Source organism: Croceimicrobium hydrocarbonivorans, from assembly GCF_014524565.1.
Taxonomy (GTDB): Bacteria; Bacteroidota; Bacteroidia; order Flavobacteriales; family Schleiferiaceae; genus Croceimicrobium; species Croceimicrobium hydrocarbonivorans.
In genome coordinates this window covers 1,160,506-1,184,055 of record NZ_CP060139.1, presented here as the reverse complement: position 1 = coordinate 1,184,055, position 23,550 = coordinate 1,160,506, and the positions used below count along the sequence as shown (strand labels likewise).

Here is a 23,550-nt window from a genome sequence, read left to right as displayed (position 1 = left end):
TTTCTCTGCTTTTTTTAAGCTTCCTCTTCCATATAGGATTCGATAGGCTCACAGGTACAAATCAAATTACGATCGCCATAGGCATCATCTACACGACGAACACTGGGCCAAAACTTATTTTGATACAAGTAATCCAATGGGAAAGCAGCGGTTTTGCGATCATAAGGGAAATCCCACTGATCGCTGGTTAATTGCTGCATGGTGTGAGGGGAGTTTTTTAATGGATTGTTTTCGGTATCGAAGTTTCCATTGTGAATCTCCGCCATTTCACGTCGAATGCTAAGCATCGCCTCAATGAAACGATCCAATTCTTGCATGCTTTCACTTTCGGTAGGCTCGATCATAACTGTGCCGGCTACAGGGAAGCTTACAGTTGGGGCGTGATAGCCGTAGTCCATTAATCGCTTGGCGATATCGGTAACCTCAATGCCACTTTCCTTTTTGAAAGGACGACAATCGATAATCATCTCATGAGCTACGCGGTTGTTCTCATTCGAGTACAATACCTCATAGGCACCGTGCAATCTTTCTTTCAAGTAATTGGCATTCAAGATGGCGTATTGGGTACTGGCCTTTAAGCCGCGCATGCCTAACATCTTGATATAGCCATAGCTGATTAATAAGATCAATCCACTGCCATAAGGTGCGGCTGATACGGGTGAAATAGGATTCTTACCACCGGTTTTTACCAAAGGGTGTCCGGGTAAGAAAGAAGCCAAATGCTCTGCAACCCCGATAGGTCCCATGCCTGGACCACCGCCACCGTGAGGGATGGCAAAGGTCTTGTGTAAATTTAAGTGGCAAACGTCGGCGCCAATAGCTCCAGGGCTGGTTAGCCCTACCTGAGCATTCATATTGGCTCCATCCATATACACCTGACCACCATTATCGTGAATGATCTGGGTAATCTCACGTACCCGCTCTTCAAATACTCCGTGAGTAGAAGGGTAGGTAATCATTAAAGCGGCCAGATTTGCGCTGTACTTTTCAGCTTTAGCGCGTAAATCTTCTACATCAATTTTACCGGCCTCATCTGATTTCACCACTACTACCTTCATGCCGGCCATAACCGCAGATGCGGGGTTGGTGCCGTGGGCAGAACTTGGAATCAAAGCAATATCACGCTGACTGTCGCCACGAGATTGATGATAGGCACGAATCACCATCAAGCCTGCATATTCGCCCTGAGCGCCGCTATTTGGCTGCATGCTCATGGCGTGGAATCCGGTGATTTCAGCCAGGTCACGCTCCAGGTTGGCGATTAATTCGCGGTAACCTAAAGTTTGATTGGTAGGTGCAAAGGGGTGAATGTTTGCCCATAATGGCCAGCTTAGTGGCAACATTTCAGTAGCGGCATTCAGCTTCATGGTGCAGCTACCTAAAGAAATCATGCTGTGATTTAAAGAAAGGTCCTTGCGCTCCAAAGCCTTTAAATAGCGCATCATTTCGGTTTCACTGTGATAGCGATTGAATACCGACTGCTCCATAAAGCTGCTGGTACGCTTGAGTGATTCTGGGATTACGCTTACCTCCAGCAATTTAATTTTTGGGGCACTGGCCTCCTTAGCCTCAGCGAAGATTTCGAGTAGTTCTTCGATGGCCTCCATATTGGTGGTTTCATTAATGCTGATACCTACCTCATGGGCGGAGATATAACGAAGGTTGATCTCCTTGGCAATGGCGCGGCTACGAATTTCTTCCTTATCAACCTGACCTAATTCAATACGCAGAGTATCGTAGAAGTTTTGGTTAACCTGGGTATAGCCCAAGCGATTTAAACCTTCGCTAAGGCTTACTGTATGGAAGTGAATTTTTTGTGCAATATGCTTTAATCCAATAGGACCATGATAAGCACCATAGGCACCTGCCATCACGGCTAAAAGTACTTGAGCGGTACAAATATTGGAAGTTGCCTTGTCGCGTTTAATATGTTGTTCGCGGGTTTGCAAGGCCATACGCAAGGCTTTATTGCCATCGCGGTCTACGGTTTGACCGATAATACGACCGGGGATAAAGCGCTTATAATCTTCGGTAGTAGAGAAGTAGGCCGCATGGGGGCCACCGAATCCTAAAGGAATACCAAAGCGTTGGGTAGTTCCCACTACTGCTTTAGCACCCCACTCTCCGGGAGGGCTCAATAATACCAAAGACATAATATCAGCAGCAACCGCTACTTGTACGTCGAATTTTTCAGCATCCGCCATAAAGGCATCGTACTCGAAAATTTCTCCATCGGCAGCTGGATACTGTAATAAGGCACCAAAATAATCCTCGCTCAGATTAACTTCACGGTGATCACCAATTACCAATTCAATACCTAAAGGTTCTGAACGGGTTTTGATGAGTTCTATGTTTTGGTGCAAACAGTGAATAGATACAAAGAATTTAGAAGCACCGGCTTTCTTTTTGTCGCGGCTGCGTGCTCCGTAGAACATCGACATCGCCTCGGCGGCGGCAGTGGCTTCATCTAAAAGACTGGCATTCGCAATAGGCAATCCGGTTAGGTCGCTTATCATGGTCTGGTAATTCAACAAAGCCTCCAAACGTCCCTGAGCGATTTCAGCCTGATAGGGAGTGTAAGCGGTATACCAACCTGGGTTTTCCAAAATATTGCGTTGAATAACACCCGGCAAAATTGTTGGGTGGTATCCCAAACCGATATAAGACTTAAAGACCTTATTTTTTCTCGCTAAATCACGGATGTGATTCAGGAATTCATTTTCGGTCATCGCTGTACTCAGATTCAAATCTTCTTCCAGGCGAATGTCATCGGGAATGGTTTGAGAAATTAATTCCTCCAGGTTTTTTACCCCTACCACTTTCAGCATTTCTAACAGATCCTCCTCACGTGGTCCTATGTGGCGATAGGCAAAAGTGTCCGTATTCATAACAATGTGAAAATAAATGTCAATATTCGCAGCAAAAGTAAGAATAGACGGTCGCTTCTTGGTTAGGGATAATAACAATCTTTTAACCCTCTCGTGATCGATGATCAAAAGTGATGCGGGGATTTTTAATTTCTTCAAATCTCTGGGTGGGCCTAGCAGTAGGGCTTTTAAGCTTGATGAGTTTTCCTACCCCTTGGAGCACGGAGGCTTATCTCTATGCGCTCTTCTTATTGTTAGCAACTTCTTCGGCTTACAGCTATATGCGCTGGGTGAAAATTGCCCAGCAAAATACCGGTGGGCAGCCCTCTAATGTGGCGGGATTTAAGCAGCCACTCGCGGCCTTAATTTATAGCCTGTTCATGGGCCTTGCCTCGCTCTATGTTTTACGCTGGTTTTACAGCTGGGATTTATTAATTGCTTTGGCGCCAGCCGTAGTGGTAGCCGTACTTTATCCCTTAGCCTTTCCGCATCCCAATCGGCATTTTACCTCCCTGCGCACTATTCCCATGTTAAAGCTGCTGCTGATATCCGGTACCTGGGCCTGGCTGAGTTTTGCTTTGCCAATCTTGCATATGGATCAGATTTGGACTTTCTATTTTTACCTTGAACTACTTTTTCGCACCTTCTTAGTTGCCGGTCTTACCATTCCCTTCGATATTCGGGATATGGACTACGATCTGTCTCAGATGAAAACCATTCCGCAATTAATGGGGGTAGAGGCCTCCTTGCAATTGGCAAATTTCTTCTTGCTTTTGTATCAACTATGGACCATCGCCGCCTACTTTATTTGGGACCTTTCTCTGGCGCAGGCAGTGGCTTGGTTAGTAGGTCTAGAGATTGGTGCTTATCTCATTCGAAAAGTTCGGCATAATCGCTCCGAAATCTACATTGGATTTTGGGTGGAAGCCATTCCGATAATCGTTTTCATTTTACTGCTCTTAGCCCAATGGGCTTGGGGCATTTATTAACTTTGAGCCGCTAAAAAAGAACTATGACAATCCCCAATACTATGGAAGGCGCACGGCAGGCCGATGCAGCGGATCCTTTAGCCTCCTATCGCGAGCAGTTTTTATTCCCGCAAAATGATGCGGAAAAGGTTTTATACTTTACGGGTAACTCTCTGGGTTTACAGGCACGTAGAGCCCGCACCATTTTAATGGAAGAACTGGATGACTGGGCACGTTGGGGTGTAGATGGTCACCTGGAAGCGGAACGTCCCTGGTTAGCTTATCACGAAAATTTTAGTGCTGCTTTAGCGCGAATTGTGGGTGCCAAAGAAAGTGAAGTGGTGGCCATGAACGGCCTTACTACTAACCTGCATTTGATGATGGTGAGCTTTTATCGCCCGCAAGGTAAACGCACCAAGATTTTATGCGAGGGCAAGGCTTTTCCGAGTGATCAATATGCCTTACATAGCCAATTGCGTTTCCATGGATTAGATCCAGCGGAGCATCTAATTGAAATTATGCCCGATCCGGAAACGGAGCTGATTGAAGAAGATCGCATTATAGAGGCCATTGATGCCCATCGCGATGAATTGGCTTTGGTGATGATTGGTGGGGTTAATTATTATACTGGCCAGTGGTTCGATATGGAGCGCATTACCGATGCTGGTAAGCGTGCCGGAGCCATGGTGGGCTGGGACTTAGCGCATGCAGCTGGGAATGTGCCACTCGAACTGCATAAGTGGAATGTAGACTTTGCCGCTTGGTGTGGTTATAAATATTTAAACTCTGGTCCTGGAGGTGTTTCGGGTGTTTTTGTGCATGAGAAGCATCATGGGAAAGCCGATATTCCTCGATTTGAGGGCTGGTGGGGTCATAATAAGGAAGATCGTTTTCAGATGCCGGATCGTTTTGTGCCTATTTCCACCGCTGAGGCCTGGCAATTAAGCAATGCCCCGGTAATGGCAATGGCTCCTTTATTGGCTTCCTTAGAACTTTATGAGGAGGTGGGTATGACAGCCCTCCGTGAAAAGAGCTTGAAACTTACGGCTTACCTACAAGCCGTTATTGAAGACGCATCCCGCGAAAGCGGCCAAAACATACGCATTATTACTCCCAAGGATGCCAAGCGTAGAGGATGTCAGATTTCTATTTCGGTACCCGGAAAAGGAAAAGCAGCCTTTAAGAAATTGAGCGAAGCTGGCGTAATTGCCGACTGGCGCGAGCCTGATGTAATTCGATTGGCGCCGGTGCCCCTGTATAACTCCTTTGAGGATGTGTATCGCTTTGGCCAATTGTTGAAAGAACATTTAAGAGACTAATCATGCAAGAGAAGAATATTAGCATTGCCGGTGCCGGCTTAGTTGGTTCTTTATTGAGCCTCTATTTAGCAAAGCGCGGTCATAAGGTGGAGATTTTTGAACGTCGCCCGGATGCGCGAAAGAATCTGCTGGATGGTGGTCGCTCCATTAACCTGGCTTTGAGTGATCGCGGTTTGCAAGCCTTGGCCAAGGTGGGTCTGGAAGAAAAGGTGCTTAAAGAAATGGCCATTCCTATGTATGGTCGCGTGATGCACAGCCGAGAAGGAAAATTGACCTATCAACCTTATGGTAAGGAAGGGCAGGCCATTAATTCCGTTTCACGAGCCGGCCTCAATATGCTGATGATGGATGAGGCGGAAAAGCGTGGAGTGAAGATTCATTTTTCTCAGGCTTGCGCCGATGTGGATTTGGAGAATGCCAGTGCGGTTTACCGCAATCGTGAAGGCGAAGAGCGCAAGGTGGAGAGTGATTTACTCTTTGGTGCGGATGGTGCCTTTAGCGCTGTGCGTAGTATCATGCAAAAAACCGATCGCTTCAGTTATTCGCAGGAATACATTGAGCATGGTTACAAAGAATTAGAGATTCCGGCCGGACCTAATGGTGAGTTCTTATTAGAGAAGAATGCTCTGCACATCTGGCCACGAGGTAGTTATATGTTGATAGCCTTGCCTAATCCGGATGCTAGCTTTACCTGTACTTTATTCTTTCCTATGGATGGTGAGGTTTCCTTTGCTAGTTTGGATACGGTTGACAAAGCTCGTTCATTCTTTGAAAAGGAATTTGCCGATGCCTTGGATATGATGCCCAATTTTGATCGCGATTGGCAGGAAAACCCGGATTCATCTTTGGTGATTATTCGCTGTTTCCCCTGGACTCGCAATGCGAAAGTCGCTTTGATTGGAGATGCCAGTCATGCCATTGTACCTTTCTACGGACAGGGAATGAATGCCGGTTTTGAAGATTGCTTTGTTTTAGATCGCTTGATGGACGAATACGGCGATGATTGGGAAGGGCTTTTAAAGGCTTATGAAGTAGAGCGTAAACCGGATGCTGATGCGATTGCTGATTTGGCGATGCGCAATTTTGTAGAGATGCGTGATTTAACCGGAGATCCTGAGTTTTTACTGCGCAAGAAAATTGAAGTGCGCTTTTCGGAGAAATATCCGGAGAAGTGGAGTCCACTTTACAGCCTGGTAACTTTCTCACCCGAGGTTCGCTATTCGGATGCAATAGCTCTGGGTAAGCGTCAGGATGAGTTAATGGCCGAAATTATGAGCATGCCCAATATTCATGAAAATTGGGATAGTCCAGAAGTGGAAGAACGAATGTTAGCTTTAGCCGAAAAGCTTTAAGCGAAGAGAAAGAAGAGAAATAGAAAAAGCCGGTTTTCGAAAGAGGGCCGGTTTTTTAGGCATAAAAAAATCCTGACCGGCAGAGCCTGATCAGGATTTTTTATTTTGTTCAGCGTGGCTTACATGTGCTCGCTGTGGTCTTCACCTTCGTGCATGGCTTCTTCTACTTCACCTTCCATGTCGTCAGCAGCTTCTTCAGCAGCTTCCATAGTGGTGTCAGCCATTTCTTCTACTGCTTCAGCAGCATCCTCAGCCATATCGCCAGCTTCTTCAGCAGCTTCGTCCATAGCGTCACCTGCTTCTTCAACAGCGTTTTCTACGGCGTCACCAGCTTCTTCAGCTTTGTCTTCAGCTTGTGGGTTGTTACATGCTACGGCACCAGCAAAGATCAGTGCAAATGCAAAAAAACTTACTTTTTTCATCCTTCTCTCGAGATTTGGTTGTTAAACAATTTCGCACAAATATATATTAATTTTAAAGCTCTGTTATTCAATAGGCTTCAAAATTATTTTTTTAGTAAACTGCTCAAGCTCAGGCTTTCGGAAAGTTTTGCTTTTAAATTTTGAATAGGTACTCTTTCTTGAGTCATACTATCTCTATCCCGTAAGGTCACACATTTATCTTCTTTTGTTTCATGATCTACGGTGATACAATAAGGGGTTCCAATGGCATCATGGCGACGGTAACGTTTGCCAATGGCATCCTTCTCATCGTACTGAATATTAAAGTCGTAGCGTAGTTCATCCAGAATTTCGCGTGAAATCTCTGGAAGGCCGTCTCTCTTAATCAGAGGCAAGATGGCCGCCTTAACTGGGGCTAGAGGAGCCGGAATGCGCAATACGGTTCTGCTACTGCCATCCTCTAGGCTTTCTTCGCGGTAAGCATAGGATAATACCGCCAGGAATAAGCGATCCAAACCAATGGAGGTTTCAACTACATAAGGCACATAATTTTGACCTAACTCGGGATCGAAGAATTGCAGCTTCTTGCCACTGTGCTCTTCATGGGCTTTTAGGTCGAAGTCGGTGCGGGAGTGAATACCTTCCAATTCCTTAAATCCGAAGGGGAAATTGAATTCAATATCCGCGGCCGCATTAGCGTAGTGAGCGAGCTTTTCATGATCGTGGAAACGGTAATAGCTATCATCCATACCCAGGGCACGGTGCCATTTCATGCGCTCTTCTTTCCAGTATTTGTACCATTTCATTTCCTCGCCGGGACGAACGAAATATTGCATTTCCATTTGCTCGAATTCGCGCATCCGGAAGATGAATTGACGGGCTACAATCTCATTACGGAAGGCCTTTCCGGTTTGGGCAATTCCAAATGGAATTTTCATCCGACCGGTCTTCTGTACATTCAGGAAGTTTACGAAGATTCCTTGGGCGGTTTCTGGACGCAGATAAAGGGTTGAAGCCCCTTCAGCCACTGATCCCATTTGCGTACCAAACATCAAGTTAAACTGACGTACTTCGGTCCAATTTTTAGAACCACTAATGGGGCAAACAATTCCTTTCTCCTCGATCAAGGATTTAACATCGGCTAAATCTCCGGCATCGAGGCTGGCTGCCATGCGCTTAACGGTATCATTCGCTTCGTCGAGGTATTTCTTTACCCGCGGATTGGTTTCGCGATAAAGCGCTTCATCGAAATCTTCACCAAAACGCTTCTTGGCCTTTTCGATTTCTTTTTCTGCTTTCTGACGTTGTTTTTCGGCATAGTCCTCAATGAGAACATCCGCGCGATAGCGTTTTTTACTGTCTTTATTATCGATCAAGGGATCATTAAAGGCATCTACGTGGCCACTGGCTTTCCAGGTGGTGGGGTGCATGAAAATTGCGGCATCCAAGCCAACAATATTTTCGTGCATCTGTACCATGGCTTTCCACCAATATTCGCGCAGATTTTTCTTCAGTTCAACGCCATTCTGACCATAGTCGTAAACAGCTGATAAGCCATCATAAATTTCGCTCGATGGAAAGATAAATCCGTATTCTTTCGCATGGGCGATTACCTTTTTAAAAAGATCGTCCTGATTCATGCCGCAAAAATAGGATTTGACAGAATTATGGACTCTAAATGCCGAATTAATCTTGCCCCTGATTTATGGAGCCTTTTTTCGAAGCCATCCCAGAATTGTGCTGCCTTCTAAATGATATTTATTCTCCATCTGGCTTAGGCCGATGCGCAGTCGAGAGAGAGCCGTGGGTCCGGGATTTTGTTGAATGATTTCAATTTCATCCTCAAATACCGCCGAAACGATGGCTACATGGCCATAAGGATTCCATAGGGTGCCATCATAGACCAATAAATCATTTACGGCTGGTTTCCATTGACTGGGATTGCGGTATTGAATGAGATTGCGTTGAGCATTTTTTTGACCATCGCCAATTTGTGCACTGTAAAAGCTTTTCGCATGACCATAGGAGTCGGGCATCTTATGATTTAAATGCTCATAATAATAGCGCTTTACGAACTCCACGCATTGCCATTTTAAACCCAGGTTGTATCCATCGGCAGTCAGGTTGCGACCATCTACATGACTTACCGCACCATTATAATAAACTGCAACCCCATTGAGACGATCAATTTCATCACCAATCTCATGATCATTCAAATTAGGTTGACCAGTTTTCATCCAGAAGCCAAAAAGGCCTAAGGGTACCACAATGATGAGGATGGCGTAAAGCAGATGTTTCTTCTTCATGCTTAGGTTTGGGGGGCAGTGAATAGTTTAATGGTATAATCCAGCAGTTCCGAGTTGCCCGCCGGGCCATGTCCTGGAATTACAAATTCAACTTCCGGAATTTGCTCTTTGATTAGTTCAACGCTCCTGGCCCATTGCAAAGTATCGGCATTAGCTAGGTTTCCTTTTTTGGCACCCAGGCTTTTGATTAAGCAACCACCAAATAGAGTTTTATGCTCCGGAAAATAGGAAACGATATTGTCCTGAGTATGTCCAGGCCCTACAAAGCGATTAATGGAATGATATTGACCTACGCTGATAATCAGGCTATCTACAAAGCCATTTTGGGGTAGCGGTATCCTATCGGCCGCAGCAAGTTCTATGGTTTTTTGATGGGCATAAGAAGGAATCTTATGTTGATGAAAGGCCTGGAGTCCACCCAGACAATCCTCATGAAAATGATTGATTACAATGCCTTTGATCTGCAGCTCTTGGCTTTCAATCCATTGAATGAGCTCCAGAGCTACGAAGTCATCCACCGGGCTATCGAAAACCAGCGCCTCACCCTGATCTAGCAAGATGGCACCATTGCAAGGAAAGGGGCCATAATCCGGGATTTGGATATAGCTGATATGCTGATAAAGGCCACTCTGCAGCTTTAAAATTTGCAGAGACTTTGATTGATAGACCGTCTCTGGCTCCGGCCTCGTAGAGCAAGCCATAAGAAGGTAAAAAATCAGGAAGTGGAGGACTAGGCGCATGCTAGAAAATCTAGCTGCAAAATACAGAATGCCGACTAGGCAAACGAGGTTCTAAGTTTGTGAATTGGCTTTTTTAGAACGACGTCCCCACCAGATTAAAAACCCGGTAACCGGAAGGCTGGCTATGCTCAGACTAATGAAAAAGGCTAAGATTTTGCCAGCTAGTCCGCCGATGGCTCCTACATGAATATCGTAGTTCATGCGCAGCGCCAGGTCGGAAAATTGGGCCTCGGCATAAGGGCCGTAAATACTTTCGGTAGCTACTTCCTCTAAAGTCTTCGGATCGAAAAAGAGATAGTCGGAATTATAATAAACTCCTTCTTGCCAACTAATTTCAACATAAATACTGCTTTGCTCCGAATGGGGATAATGGAATTCCAGACTTTCAGCATTGGGGAAGCGCTTCTCCAATAAAGGGAGTAATTGATCCATTCCATTTTGCGCCAAAGCCTTATTGGCGGGATTGGATAATTCCGGGATGATAAAATGCAATTCTTTATCGCCTCCTATTCCTCGGTAAAACCATTTTTCAAAGGAGTCGAAAGTCATCACCAAGCCAGTAAAGGCTAAGGCCATGGCCAAAAAGCTGATGTAAAAGCCAATGATTTGATGCAGGTCGTAATTTTTGCGTTTCCAACGACTGCTTTTCTTCCAGCGGAACCATAGTCTTTGCTTGCGAACCGTTTTGTTGCGAGGCCACCAGAGGATAATTCCACTAATGAGCATAAAGGTGAAGATCACCGTGCTCCAGGCAACAATCTGACTGCCAATTTTTTCGGGTAACCAAATATGCATATGGCCCTCCAGTACAAAGGGGAAGAAGCCTTTTAAATGATTTTCGGTTCCCAAAATTTCACCGTCTTGAGGATCGAGGTAAACAGAGCGATAGAACTCAGGTTGGGCTTCGTAAAAGATCACTTCTACCTTCTTACGCTCGCTTTGATATAAGGTCCCGTGTACCGTTTTTCCCGGGAATACACTTTCCGCTATAACTCGAGCTTCTGTGGGTGAAATGTGATAGGCGGCAGAAGCCTCCTTCTCAGCAAAGGGATCGCTGAAGTTTTTAAACTCCTCCTGAAAAACCCAAAGACAGCCAGTTAGGGCCACGATGAAAACCACTAAACCTGTTCCAAGTCCCAGGTAGAGATGGATTAAACGCAGTTTTTTTCGCAGGGATTTTCTGTTGAGGCTCATTCGGGAGGAAAATAAAGGGGCACCAACTATGGGTGCCCCATTCTATTTAGAGTTTGTAGAAACCTTTGATGGCTTTACCTTCAATTTTAGCACCACGAGTAGCACTGGCATTGGCAATGTCAACCGCATAAACATAGGCTTCACTGGCAGTTTCAATACTTACATAGGCTGTATTCCCTTCTACATATACTGGAGAAGAATAGCGTTTTGCGTGTAAAGGAACATTAGCTACATCGGTAAGAGTTTGGGCTTCTAAGTCTATGATTACCAATTTTTGGTTGAACTCCGCACGACCGAAAGCACCCCAAGCACCACCATTATCGTGGGTAAGGATGCGGCCAATAGCTTTGCCGTTTCCGAGGTAATCGAACCAAAAGAGTTTGCCACCATTGCTGGCCGCTTCGATGTCGAAGAAGTAATTGGCATCGAACTCTGTTTCATTGGCTTTAATGCGTAAAATTCCGGAAGGCTTGCTGGAGGCAGGAGCAAAGCCAGCCATTTCAGCACCGCAAGAAAAGCTGTATAGATCACCACTTTCCGTTTCAATTAGACCCGTGGTGGCTCCATTTACACCAATATTGCTGGTACGTGGATCAGCGATAATTTTTTCGGGCTCAGAACCCATGTCAGGATAGGAGTATACGGCTATAAAAGCACTGTCGGCACTTGGAGTGCTGAAGTATCCCTTGGCATCCAATTTATGGAAGGGAATAAAAATTTTATCGCCGCGTACCTCGAGGGCTGTAGGCCAAGCTACCAATGAATCGTTGGTGTTCTCAAAAATGCGGGTACCAACAATTTTCTTTACTTGTACGGTATTCACATCAATAAAGTGCAAACGACGATTTGCAAAGCCAGCGCGAGGAATTTCCATGGCCAGGAAAGTTTGCTCATCATCGGAATGACCGAACATTTCCAAAGCATTTTCGAAGATGAACTCGCCACTTTTCACGATTTCACCTTTGCTATTAGCAGCATATCCGGCACATTGATTATCATCGCTGTAACCCGAGGCGAAAAGGGTGTTTCCAACCGGGTAATAAAAACGCCATCCGGTTTGCTCAATCCCGGTTCCTTCGGCAGAGATTACCCCTTCCATGATGTTTTCTTGGCTAACAATGAATTCAGCTTCATCATTTCCGGTGGTTTTTAAAGACATGGTGATACCAGCCGAAGAAGCGGCGGTATTGGTTTTGTCTTCTTCCTTTTCACAAGCGGCAGTGCCTAAAGCTAAACTTCCGATCAGTAAGTAGGCTTGCCATTTATTTTGGGTATTTAACATGATATAGGTATTGATATTTAAGATTTGAATAGATATCTGAATTTGAGGTAGAAGGCCCTACCTGGCTTTTGAATACGGAAATTATCGTAGAGCTCCGCGTCAAAAAGGTTGTTCAGGCTGAGGCTGAGATTGTAGCGTCCTTCCTTAAAGCTGTATTCGCATTCCAGATCATGGTTTAATTGACTCGGAATAATATGCTTGCTATCACTATGACCTAAATTCTCCCAGTTGAGGAAGAACTCATGTACATAATGGGTGCTCCAATACAGTTTTAGGCTTTGCTTTCGCAGCGGTTTTACTGCCAAACGAGCATTGCTGAATAAGTAAGGAACATTGGGAATGCGACTATTGTAATTGATATTTTCCAGACCCTCATCCAATAGATTGCGATCGCGTAAATCTTGATAGGTGCCATTCACGGTGATTTGAATACGATCTTGATAAGCCAGGTTGAGGGATAATTCTGTTCCCAGACTTCTTACCTCATGCAAGTTTTCGTACTGACCAAAGGGACCTAAGGGCTTGAAACGAATGAAATCGGCCGAATTACGCAGGAATGCATTGAATTCTGCGCTGTATTTCCAGCTCCCTGCATTAGGATTTAGGCGCAATCCTAAATTGTAATTATCACTTTGTTCCGGTGCCAAGCCGGGATTTGCATTTACATAGATACCATCACCTAAGATTTCATAAGCTTCCGGTAAACGGTAGGCTTTCTCGTAAGAAGTTTTGATTTGCCATCTGGGAGTGAGGTAATAGCTGAAGGTGGCACCTGCTCCAAAGCGTTCGAAGGCCAGAGCAGTACTTTGATTTTGATCTTGTTCGTCTGGACTGTTAATCTCGCCACTGTACCAATATTCTTTGGCAAGCAGGCTGAAATTCCATCGGCCGGAAGGCGCTTTTAAATGATAGCTGGCGGCTAAAATGCTCTTTTGGATATGGCTGGGAACCTTAAAGCTGGTGCTGAATCTATTTACTTCATCCTTGCCTTGACGGCGAAGGTAGGACTGGCTGGCACTTAGTTGCACTTGATGACTGGGATGCAGCTGATAGCTTGCCAGAATATTGGATCGCCACAGTTGATCCTTAAGTTCGAGGAGGCTCTTACGTTCAAATAATTCGCCTTTGGGATCATCATTGGCCCGTTTAATTTTTTCGCCTAACCAATTGTATTTGTAGGATGAAGTGTCAACAATGCTTTCGGTGCTGATTCCGCCTAAAGCATAGGCGCTAATATTGAGTTTGTTCCATTTCTTTTGATAATTGAGGCTGAGAAGTTGACTATGATTATGACTGTGGAAGGCTCCAAAGCTGCGCTTGATATTATTATCAGGATGCTGATAGTGCTTGAAATTATAAGCCTGACTGGTGCTCAGGGCAATTTGATCGGCCCATTTTAAATTTCGGTATCCTGCTTCGAATTGCAGCATTGCGGATTGATATTCGCTGTGAAAGCGCTGCACCTCTTGGTCTCCCAGATAATTGCCTAATTCGAGATCATAAATGGGTACCGACTTCATGCGGTAGTTGTTTTCGGAATAATTACCGAAGGCATTTAAGCGAAGGAAGAACTTGCGATTTTCTGGAGCGTACTGACTGCTAATGGAAAGCCGATGGGTATTGAAGGATCCTATACTATAAGCAGCATCCAAGAAGCTCTGTTGGTTTTGGGAACTATTGATGTTTATGGCGCCACCCAAAGCATCGGCTGCCAAGCCAATGGGTACCACACCTTTATATACTTCAATGGATTCAATTAAGTTAACCGGGAAGTTGTTGAGGCTTAAGGCTGAGCCGAAGTTCTCCATGGGAATGCCGTCCCGGAAAATGCGAATCTGATTGCCGGAAAGGCCATTTAAGGAAAGCTTGAAACCTGATCCTAATCCTCCGGCTTCACGAATGGTTATTCCGCTACTTTGACGAAGTACCTGGTTGAGGTCGCTGCTGAGGTTTTGCAGGCCTTTGGTCTCCAAGACATTTACCGTGAAGGTACTTTGTCTTTTTTCTTCGGCTTGAGATTTTCGCAGAATGGTAATTTCTTCCAGAAGATTGGCTGTTTCTACCAATTGAAAGTTCAGGTTTAGCTTTTGACCCCTGGTGATCTGTAGCTTTCGCTGAATGGATTTATAGCCAATCGCTTGTACTTCGAGAAGATGCCAACCGGCAGGGATAGCATTGAGTCGAAAATGTCCCTCTACATCTGAAGCCGTGCCTAAATGCAAACTATCAATAAAGATCGCTACCGCAGGTAGTTTTTGACCCTGCATGTCGCTAATCTGACCTTCGATGGAGCCCAATGATTGCTGACCTATTAAGGGACTAATCCCTAAGGTTAAAAGGAGGCTTATAACAAAGCACCACCTGGCTCTCATGGCTTATTAAGATTTGGTCTAAATAATTGGCCGCGAAAGTAAGGGTGACTTAAGGAAAATACAAAGTTTATTTAGATTAATTACAGATAGTATTGTAATTAATTGAATATAAAAGTATTGGCTAAAGTTGTAGGGTGCTGATAAGCCAGTTCAGCAGATCATCATTATCAATAATGGACCAGGAGTGGGGGTGTCGCTCGCCATTGGGTCTTAGTCCTTTACCCATGCTGATTTTTACTTCCACATTGGGGTGGCCCTGCATTTTGAGCTCGTTTACCATTGCTACAATATCGGAGCCGTTCCAGTCGTAGAGGTCGCGATGTCTTTTGTTAAGCAGATAGTCAAGATCCAAATCGGTATAAAAGCGCAGAGGAGTTTCCAGAAGTAATTCCGCATTGCCACCTTTTTCGGCTCCATAGCTGTAGATCGAAAAATACTGATAGGTTTGGGGTACTTCTGCAGGGCTGCCTCCGAAATTGGTGCCGTAATAGTTTTTGATCCAACGTGCTTCGGCGATACCTACCTCGCTAATACCTCGCTCCAATTCTCGATCGCAATAATTATATAAGCGAGCCAAATCCAAAGGAGGGTCTACTCCAAAAACGGCAGCAGGCTTTATCAAGGTTTGACTGCTATCCATGGCGGCCAGTTGGGGATAGCGCAGGGCAATAACTCCTCCATTGGATAAACCGCCTAAAACAAATTTATCGGCAGGAATATCATACTCCTCCATGCAATTAGTAATCAAGGTATCCAGAAAGGCGGCTTCCGAAAGGCGATCTACCGATCCCCAATTGATGGAAGGAACTAGGGTCATGATGCCCTTTTTTGCTGCTGCCTGAGGAATCTTCAATTGGGGAATTACGCCCTCAACTTTTTCACCCGAAGCAGGGATGATAATTATACAAGCTTGAGGTTTTTGCTCGGGAATAAGCTGGTAATAGAAAAGACTATCCGATTCTCCATCATTGATGTAGAGATAGGTGCTATCTTTTTGGGGGCATGGAATTTTTTCAAATTCTTGAGCAATAAGAGGGCTCAAGCCCAGGCAGAGTAAACCCAGGGCAAGTCGGCTTAATTTGGTCATCCTGATCATTTAGGAGTCCTAATTTACACCTTGCCAGAAAGGGACTTTAAAGGGAAAAGTTAAAATGAAGATGTATTAAATTTCAGTAGGCTAAGTATCAATACCGTTGTAAGCTTTTAAAATTTGATTCAAGAAACTGCTGTCATCTGAAGAGTATATAAGATGTCCCATATTGATTAAAGTGAACTCTTGTAACTGTTCCTTGCTTAGTTTTTCACTTTCACGGCGATCTTTAGAAATATTATAAAGTACAAAAGGAGTGCGTAATAGTCCATTAGGAAGGCCCCACCAACCCAATAGTGCTGAACTTTGAAAGGCCTTTCTTTGAATATCAGCTGCGCAGTTTTTACAAGCAATTACCGGGCTCTTTGAGGTGGTTGTAACAAAAATGAAGCTTTTTATGGTTCGCCGCCAAGTACCCACTAAAGGTCCATTGTTCCTGTCGCAATATGGGCAGGGTTGCGACTGTAGCTTGTCCAACCATTTTTTAATTATTTCCGGTCTTCGACTGTCTTGATATGAACGAACTACTTCAATTAGTTTTGGATCTAAATTTCGCTTCTGAATCTCAGCCTCTAACAAGGGTAAGGCTTTTTGATCTAAGCGACTAATTTCGTTCAAGGCTAAATCTTCGAGTTTATCCGAATCAAAGCCGGCGTAATACTCGCGAATGTGGTTAAGGTCCAGGTTTTCCAATTTATTTAGTAATCAGTATTTTTTCATCTGTAATTCTTCTGCCGTCGGCACCTTGCACCACCAAAAGGTAAACTCCGGTTTTAAGGCTGTTCGTTTTAAAGCGGAAGCTGTTTTGTCCGGCTAGAGCCAATTCTTGCACCTCAAACAAAGCCTGATTTTGCTTGCCATCCAAACTCATCAAGCGGAAGCTCAAAACTTCTTCTTTCTCCTGATTCAGTTTTAATTCGAACCAATCGATGGCCGGATTTGGTGCTACCGTACTTTGAAGACTGTTTTCTTTGAGTCCAATATTTATGGGTGTGTCCTGCCAATTGGGGCTGCGCAATTTTGCAATGGCAGTAAGAGGTTGGCCATTGGCAGTAGCTTCATAACCTGATGCCCAAGCCGTACCTGTTTCGCCATAGGCTTGTTGGTTTCCGGTATAGTCGCCCCAGCGCTCATATTTACGATTACCATTACTAGAAATGATGTCGATATAATCACCGCCTTCTACAATTTGCTTGCGTGGGCTGTAGCTGGAGTCATTATCGAAGAACATGCAAGAGAAACCGGCATTGAGGCTGTCCCCCGTATGGTTAAAGCTAATAATGGCTTCCATCTCTGCATAGGATTTTCCGGTGTAAGTGATTTGGGGATAGCCAATATCAATAGGATCAAAATTGATAATCTTGAAATAGCTATTGGTCTTAGGTCCATCCAATTTGATCATGCCGTGGTAGATGCCCGAATTGCCTAAGGAGGTAATCGTATTTCCTACATACTGAATGGTACCATGGGCCACAAATCCACCTTGAATACGACTGTCATTACAATCGAAGGTATGGTCATTGGCCTGGCGTGCTTCAGGCGGAAGCCCATATGGAGTTTCTGTTTGGTATACTTCCAGTGAAAGCTGAGGATTGCCACTGGCGGGACCATCGATCTTCACCACGAAAATGCTGTCATTAATGGTGTCCAAATTTCGGTTAGAAAGGATATAAGCCGGAGCTCCTGGATAATCGGTACCACGATCCATACCCGTAAAATTGAAGAGATTACGGTTCCCCATTTTTAGGTTCGAATAGTAATGCTCAATCATAGGAAGGCTGTCATACCCTGCTTGTTTGTCGAGCTGACGAATTGTCGACTGCACATAGCCGCTGTTATTGCTTGAGCCATTGTAAAAGGTGTTCATGGTGATGAATAAATCATCGCGATTAATGCTGATATGCGGATAATCACTCCAGGTAGAATCATTAAGTGGATTACCGTCAATTTGGTAGATATTAAAGCCATCTGCCAGATCATTCGACTTCGAGAAGGCCACAATAATTTTCGAATTTTCCCAGGTATTGCCACTCAGGTAAAGCACGATAAAGCGATCCGCAACGGGGTCGTATAAGGCCCGGGGATCGTATTTGCTTCCGGGTAAGATGGCGGTGGGTCGGTAAAAACGGAAGAGGGTAGTTTCAAAAAGCAGGCTGTCTTTGCTGTAATCGTAAACCCCAATGGTGCTGTTGCGTACTCGCACCATTTGTTGGTTAATACCGATGGCAAAATCATTATCATTGGGCACGGATCCGCTGTAGGCATTTCCAGCCAGGCTGTCCAAAACTTCGGGGCGTGGAGTATTGGGATTTATCACCACATCATTGGCAACCTTATTAAATCTTTGGGCTCTAAGAGCTGAGCGAGACCATTGACGATCTAACTCTCCATCCGGATGATGCATTTCCTGTGGCGTAAGGCTGGGAGCAAAAATGCGCTCGGTTTCCTGGGCCTTAAATTCGCCAACTGGCTCAAGGATAAAGCTGTGCTTTTGAAAGCTAAATTGGGCTTGAATGTTAAAGCTTAATAGCAAGACCAAACAAAAAGTGCCCATTCGGCGTAGAGTAAGTATATTCGTCATACAAAGGGAAATAATTCGCTCAATTGGCGTTAAATATAGCGAGTACATTTTTTAAGTTGAAACAAAACTATCGGCCTTCCGTTTTGGGTCTGCTTCTGGGCCTCTTTATTTTCTATAGCCTTCCGGCTGATGGACAATTCTATTATGGTATTCGCCAGGAGTATGGTAAAAACCGAGTGCAGTTTAATGATTTCGACTGGGTTTTCCTTCGCTTCGAAGCTTTTGATGTGTACTTCTACCGTGGCAATGAAGCCCTGGCTGAAAATGTTGCTCGACTAACCCATAAGAACCTCCCTCAAATTGAGAACTATCTGGATGCTCCTTTGGATGAGCGGATTCAGATTTTGGTCTTCAATAATCTTTCCGACCTCAAACAAAGTAATGTCAATAGTTCCAGTGAAGATGATTACAACACCGGCGGGGTAACGCGCATTAGCGGTCGTCGGCTTTTTGTGTACTTCGATGGTAATTACGCCCATCTCGAAAATACCCTGCGAATGGGGCTTACCGAGGTGGTGCTAAGCAATTTGATCTATGGCAGTTTTACGCAAAGTATCACTAATTCGGCCTTGCTCAATTTACCGGCTTGGTATGTAGAGGGACTCATTTCCTTCGTAGGGGAAGATTGGAGCTCCGAAGTGGATGTGCAGGTTCGCGATGGTTTTTACAGCAATAAATACAAACGCATTAATACCCTCACCCAGTTAGATGCACGTTATGCCGGGCATTCCTTTTGGCATTTTGTGAAGGAAACTTACGGAGAGAAGGTAATACGGAACATCGTCTATATGTCGGTGGTAAACCGTGATATCGAAAGCGGCTTTGTGTATATCCTGGGTAAGGATATGGATGAAATGACTCGCGATTGGCGGGCATTCTATAAAGATCGCTATGGCTTAAGCGACGAAGATCAAGATTTTAAGGACCCTTCGGTGCTGGTAAAGGGTCGTAAGCACCACGAGATTACCAAAGTGAAACTCAGTGAGGATGGTCAGTATTTCGCCTATGTCGATCGCCGCTTTAGTCGCTACAAGATTTACGTTTACGATCGTGAAACCGGCAAGAAGAAGCGCATCTATACCGGCGGTTATCGCATCGCTCAGAATACAGATTATAGCTATCCCTTACTAGCCTGGCATCCCGAAGGAAAGTCCCTAAGCTTTTTTACTGAGGAGAAAGGAATTACCCAATTCAGCATTTATGATTTGGAGAAGGATGAAGTAACTACCAAACCCTTTTACCGATTTGATAAAATTGTTTCCTTGGAGTATTCCCCGGATGGAAAGAAATTTTTGTTCTCGGCCGTTAAAGATGGTCAGTCGGATGTGTATATCTACACCATTCTAAATACCAAGATTACTCCCATCACCCGCGATATTTACGATGATGTAGATCCTACTTTTATCTCAAATGGCAAGCGCATTGCTTGGAGTTCTAACCGTCCGGTAGACAGTATATTGCCGGATGATCAACGCAGTTTAAGAACTCAAAAATTGGATCTCTATGCTACCGAGGCGGAGGAGCTGCGTGAGGACTCCATTAAGATTTGGCGCCTAACCCGCACCCCTAGTGTAGATGAGCGTCAGGTGGAAGAAATTAAACCGGGCATCCTCAGCTTTACTACTGATCGCGATGGTATTCGTCGCCAAAATTTAGTGAAGATCGATTCGGCGATTGCCTATGTAGATACCACTACCCATTACGATTATTTCTTTTCAGAATACCCTTATAGTGAGAATAGCTTTTCACTGGTGGATATGGATTTAGCTCCTGCTGAAAACCTTAAGGCTTCAGTCTATCTTCAAGATAGACGCTACCGCATATACCTGGAGGAATACGAAGATCCGCAGGGCATGGGATTGCGACCGGTAAAAGTGGAGAGCTTAGCCATGCAAGCGCAGGAGGAAGCGCAGGATAGTACAGAGAAGGGCGAAGAATTTGTCCCTGAATCGGAATACTATGGAGCCATACCGCGCTCCCAACTGGAAGTAGATATTCTCAATTATAAGTTCTACGAAGAAAAGCCCGAACCCAGCCCCGAAGAACAACAACCCAGTCCACAGACAGTACCTTTATTACCTGCTAGCTTAGCAGAGGTAGAGGCCAATGCCGATGATAAATTAGATATTCCGCCGGTTCGAAATTATTTCCTTTCCTTCTTCCAGGATAATTTTACCGTACGCTTCGATAATATGTTTGATAACCCTCAGTATCAACCTTTCACAGGCTTTGTGAGTGGTGATATCCTGAATCAGGGTTTCAATATGAATTTCAAAGTAGGGGTGATGGATCTCATGCACGACTATCGCATTGTAGCCGGCATGCGCACCACTTTCCAGCCCTTACCCGGAACGTCTTTAACTCCCAATGCGGAGTTTGTAATAGGGGTGGCAGATTATAAAACTCGTTGGGATAAGTACTATACCTATACCCGTCGTTCGCAGGTGCAGTTTTTAGCCTTGAATAATTTCCGTCGCCTCATTAATAATGAGGTAAATTATAAGGTGGTTTATCCTTTTAATCCGGTTTCGGCGGTGCATATGTCAATTGGCTATCGCCTGGATGAAAATATTCGATTGGCCAGTGATTTCAATAATTTGGATGAACCGATTAGCTATACCGACTATGCCATTGCACGTTCCTCTTATGTCTATGATAATTCACGCAAGATTGGCTTGAACCTCTATGCAGGACTGCGTTACAAGGTCTTTGCAGAGTACTATCGCAATTTGTCGAAATCCAATAGTGGCTTGTATACGGCAGGGGTAGATGCGCGTCATTATTTGATTATTCACCGCAATATGATTTGGGCCAATCGCTTAGCAGCAGGAACTTCCTTTGGTCCGGAAAAACTAATCCATATTATGGGCGGAGTGGATAATGAATTTTCACCACGCTTGGATCAGTCAACACCCATTGCCACGGATAATAATTATGTGTTCCAAACTCTGGTAACCAATATGCGGGGCTTCTTCCAAAACGTGCGTAATGGTAATAGCTTTACGGTGATTAACTCCGAATTGCGTTGGCCCATTGTGAGCTATTTAGCGAATCGACCCATCCGCAATGATTTCCTTAATAATCTGATGGTAATTGGTTTTGCTGATGTAGGTACCGCTTGGAATGGTCCAAACCCTTGGGATCCTGAAAATGCCATTAATACCCGCACGGTACCTTTGGGTAGTGGTGGGCAGATTGTATTGGATTCTCAAAAAGAACCGGTGGTAGTAGGTACCGGCTTCGGCTTGCGCAGTCGATTATTTGGCTACTATGTTCGTGCCGATTGGGCTTGGGGAATAGAGGATGGCATTGTTCTTCCCAATATATTCTACGTTTCCTTGAGTACGGATTTTTAAATCGCTAAAAGCGATTAAGGATTTTTCACTTTGCTTGAGAATACCCTAAATTTGGTAGATGGACCTTCAAGCCGAAAAACTTAAGCTTATAAATTGGATTTCAAAGCAGGATGATGAATCCGTAATTGCTTGGCTATCTGAATTGGTGAAGCTTAGAAATGACGGTTCTTCTAAAGTTATAGGTCCGCAGTTCCCCCATAATAATGATCATAAGCGCATTCTTGACCAAAGATTGGAGGAACACCATTTAGATCCAAACTCAGGTAAACCTTGGAGTGCTCTTAAATCAGAGCTGAACTCCAAGTATGGCTTATGATCTATTTATAAAACCATCAGCGGAGAAGGATCTAATTTATGCTATTGATTGGTATGAAGAAAGACGGCCGGGATTGGGGCTCAGCTTATACCATGAGATTTCAGAAGTATTGGAGCAGATTGCCTTATATCCCGAGTACTTTCAGAAGAAATATCGAACTGTTCGTGTCAGATTTACCAAACGGTTTAACTTCGGAGTCCATTACATTTTTGATGGTTCCAAGGTTTACGTTTTAGCTATACTTCATACTAGTCGAAAGCCATTACAATAGTGTGGATTTAATCTCAAGCCATCAATTTCAATCCTTCCTCCCCGAAATTTTCACGAATTAGGCTCTTGCGTCCAATCTTGCGCGAAATAAAATCCTTGTCCAGTGACCAGCCTCGAGCCGGACTGTATTGACGTCCGTAATAAATGATCTGCAAATGCAGCTTATTCCATTTATCCTCAGGGAAAAGTCGTTTGGCATCCTTTTCCGTTTGCTCAACTGATTTGCCATTGCTCAAGTTCCAGCGATACATCAGGCGGTGGATATGCGTATCTACCGGAAAGGCCGGATAGCCAAAACCCTGGCTCATCACTACCGATGCCGTTTTATGTCCAACCGCTGGTAAGGCTTCCAGGGCTTCGAATTCGGCGGGCACCTGACCTTCATATTTATCCAAAAGAATATGAGATAAGCCATAAATTCCTTTAGACTTCATCGGGCTTAAGCCGCAAGGACGGATGATATCCTGAATTTGCTCCTGACTCATCTTCACCATATCCCAGGGATTGTCTGCTTTTTCAAAAAGTAGCGGGGTGATTTGATTTACTCTTTCATCAGTGCACTGGGCCGAGAGGAGCACAGCAATAAGCAAGGTATAGGGGTCTTTATGATCCAAGGGAATAGGTGTCTCTGGATAGAGTTCCTCTAGAGATTGAATCACAAAATCAACTTTTTCAGATTTGGTCATAGCTTGTTGAAACAAGGTTTCGGCGAAATTAGGCATCCCACCGAAACCTGAAAGCTTTTACCATTCGCGCCACTCTTCGGTGATGTCTTCGTGCTCATCATTAAAACCTTTGGCTTCACCGGCTTTAATGATTAGTTCACAAACATCCTCGCGTTGGTCAGTCTCAATCAATTCGTAATCGCATTTAGCATTGAGATCATTCAGGGCCAAAACAGTTTTCTCCACCGCTTTCATGCCGGCCTCGCGGTCGCCAGCTGCATCCATTTCATTCAGGAAATTCTTTAGTAAGCTGAGGCATTGTTTTACCTCTTCGGCGCTGTAAGCCGCCTCTTCATCAGCGATATAATCCAACATGCTGTCTTTAATGCGATCCAGCAATTCTTGTTGGGCAGAGCTAATATTCATAATAGGAATTTAAGGGGTTTTTATCTTCCCAAAGATGGAAAAATA

The 23,550-nt window shown here is 44.5% G+C and carries 19 protein-coding genes; 6 read left to right on the top strand and 13 right to left on the bottom strand.

What is annotated here, in order from left to right; genetic code table 11:
* Positions 1 to 14: 14 nt before the first annotated feature.
* Complete coding sequence (gcvP, locus tag H4K34_RS05500) at positions 15 to 2,888, bottom strand: aminomethyl-transferring glycine dehydrogenase (RefSeq protein ID WP_210759822.1); 2,874 nt, start codon at positions 2,886 to 2,888, stop codon at positions 15 to 17.
* Positions 2,889 to 3,064: 176 nt separating this feature from the next.
* Between gcvP and H4K34_RS05495 the strand changes: the two genes are divergently transcribed.
* From H4K34_RS05495 to H4K34_RS05485, 3 genes are read left to right on the top strand one after another with little or no spacing between them, the layout of a single operon-like run.
* Entirely contained in the window at positions 3,065 to 3,856 is a 792-nt protein-coding gene (locus H4K34_RS05495; protein ID WP_210759821.1) for a UbiA prenyltransferase family protein, read from the top strand.
* Positions 3,857 to 3,879: 23 nt separating this feature from the next.
* Entirely contained in the window at positions 3,880 to 5,154 is a 1,275-nt protein-coding gene (kynU, locus tag H4K34_RS05490) for a kynureninase (protein WP_210759820.1), read from the top strand.
* Between the two features lie 2 nt (positions 5,155 to 5,156).
* A complete protein-coding gene (locus H4K34_RS05485) occupies positions 5,157 to 6,506 on the top strand; it encodes an FAD-dependent oxidoreductase (protein ID WP_210759819.1) in 1,350 nt (449 codons plus the stop codon).
* 119 nt (positions 6,507 to 6,625) lie between these two features.
* Here H4K34_RS05485 and H4K34_RS05480 read toward each other — a convergent pair whose 3' ends face one another.
* From H4K34_RS05480 to H4K34_RS05435, 10 genes are all read right to left on the bottom strand, one after another.
* Positions 6,626 to 6,928, bottom strand: a complete 303-nt coding sequence (locus H4K34_RS05480; protein ID WP_210759818.1) for a hypothetical protein — start codon at positions 6,926 to 6,928, stop codon at positions 6,626 to 6,628.
* An 83-nt stretch (positions 6,929 to 7,011) separates the two neighbouring features.
* On the bottom strand, positions 7,012 to 8,547 hold the full coding sequence (locus H4K34_RS05475; protein WP_210759817.1) for a glycine--tRNA ligase: 1,536 nt from the start codon (positions 8,545 to 8,547) through the stop codon (positions 7,012 to 7,014).
* 63 nt (positions 8,548 to 8,610) lie between these two features.
* Entirely contained in the window at positions 8,611 to 9,213 is a 603-nt protein-coding gene (locus H4K34_RS05470) for a CHAP domain-containing protein (protein ID WP_210759816.1), read from the bottom strand.
* A gap of 2 nt (positions 9,214 to 9,215) precedes the next feature.
* Complete coding sequence (bla, locus tag H4K34_RS05465; protein ID WP_210759815.1) at positions 9,216 to 9,953, bottom strand: subclass B1 metallo-beta-lactamase; 738 nt, start codon at positions 9,951 to 9,953, stop codon at positions 9,216 to 9,218.
* 51 nt (positions 9,954 to 10,004) lie between these two features.
* The gene (locus H4K34_RS05460; protein ID WP_210759814.1) at positions 10,005 to 11,147 is read right to left on the bottom strand and encodes a PepSY-associated TM helix domain-containing protein; all 1,143 of its coding nucleotides are present in this window, start codon (positions 11,145 to 11,147) and stop codon (positions 10,005 to 10,007) included.
* Positions 11,148 to 11,193: 46 nt separating this feature from the next.
* Positions 11,194 to 12,429 carry a DUF4374 domain-containing protein gene (locus H4K34_RS05455; protein WP_210759813.1) on the bottom strand — a complete coding sequence of 412 codons (1,236 nt, stop codon included), beginning with the start codon at positions 12,427 to 12,429 and terminating at the stop codon, positions 11,194 to 11,196.
* A 17-nt stretch (positions 12,430 to 12,446) separates the two neighbouring features.
* On the bottom strand, positions 12,447 to 14,801 hold the full coding sequence (locus H4K34_RS05450; protein WP_210759812.1) for a TonB-dependent receptor: 2,355 nt from the start codon (positions 14,799 to 14,801) through the stop codon (positions 12,447 to 12,449).
* 121 nt (positions 14,802 to 14,922) lie between these two features.
* Positions 14,923 to 15,888: a hypothetical protein gene (locus tag H4K34_RS05445; protein ID WP_210759811.1), complete on the bottom strand. Its 966-nt coding sequence runs from the start codon at positions 15,886 to 15,888 to the stop codon at positions 14,923 to 14,925.
* Positions 15,889 to 15,978: 90 nt separating this feature from the next.
* Entirely contained in the window at positions 15,979 to 16,584 is a 606-nt protein-coding gene (locus tag H4K34_RS05440) for a hypothetical protein (RefSeq protein ID WP_210759810.1), read from the bottom strand.
* Position 16,585: 1 nt separating this feature from the next.
* The gene (locus tag H4K34_RS05435; RefSeq protein WP_210759809.1) at positions 16,586 to 18,472 is read right to left on the bottom strand and encodes a T9SS type A sorting domain-containing protein; all 1,887 of its coding nucleotides are present in this window, start codon (positions 18,470 to 18,472) and stop codon (positions 16,586 to 16,588) included.
* A gap of 56 nt (positions 18,473 to 18,528) precedes the next feature.
* Between H4K34_RS05435 and H4K34_RS05430 the strand changes: the two genes are divergently transcribed.
* The 3 genes from H4K34_RS05430 to H4K34_RS05420 are packed head-to-tail and all read left to right on the top strand — an operon-like array spanning position 18,529 to position 22,415.
* On the top strand, positions 18,529 to 21,828 hold the full coding sequence (locus H4K34_RS05430; protein WP_210759808.1) for a TolB-like translocation protein: 3,300 nt from the start codon (positions 18,529 to 18,531) through the stop codon (positions 21,826 to 21,828).
* A gap of 58 nt (positions 21,829 to 21,886) precedes the next feature.
* Positions 21,887 to 22,144: a hypothetical protein gene (locus H4K34_RS05425; RefSeq protein WP_210759807.1), complete on the top strand. Its 258-nt coding sequence runs from the start codon at positions 21,887 to 21,889 to the stop codon at positions 22,142 to 22,144.
* Entirely contained in the window at positions 22,134 to 22,415 is a 282-nt protein-coding gene (locus tag H4K34_RS05420) for a type II toxin-antitoxin system RelE/ParE family toxin (RefSeq protein ID WP_210759806.1), read from the top strand. The genes H4K34_RS05425 and H4K34_RS05420 overlap by 11 nt, the downstream gene beginning before the upstream one ends.
* A 13-nt stretch (positions 22,416 to 22,428) precedes the next feature.
* Here H4K34_RS05420 and H4K34_RS05415 read toward each other — a convergent pair whose 3' ends face one another.
* A complete protein-coding gene (locus tag H4K34_RS05415) occupies positions 22,429 to 23,100 on the bottom strand; it encodes an endonuclease III domain-containing protein (RefSeq protein WP_210760542.1) in 672 nt (223 codons plus the stop codon).
* A 57-nt stretch (positions 23,101 to 23,157) separates the two neighbouring features.
* Complete coding sequence (locus H4K34_RS05410) at positions 23,158 to 23,505, bottom strand: hypothetical protein (RefSeq protein ID WP_210759805.1); 348 nt, start codon at positions 23,503 to 23,505, stop codon at positions 23,158 to 23,160.
* Between the last annotated feature and the right edge of the window lie 45 nt (positions 23,506 to 23,550).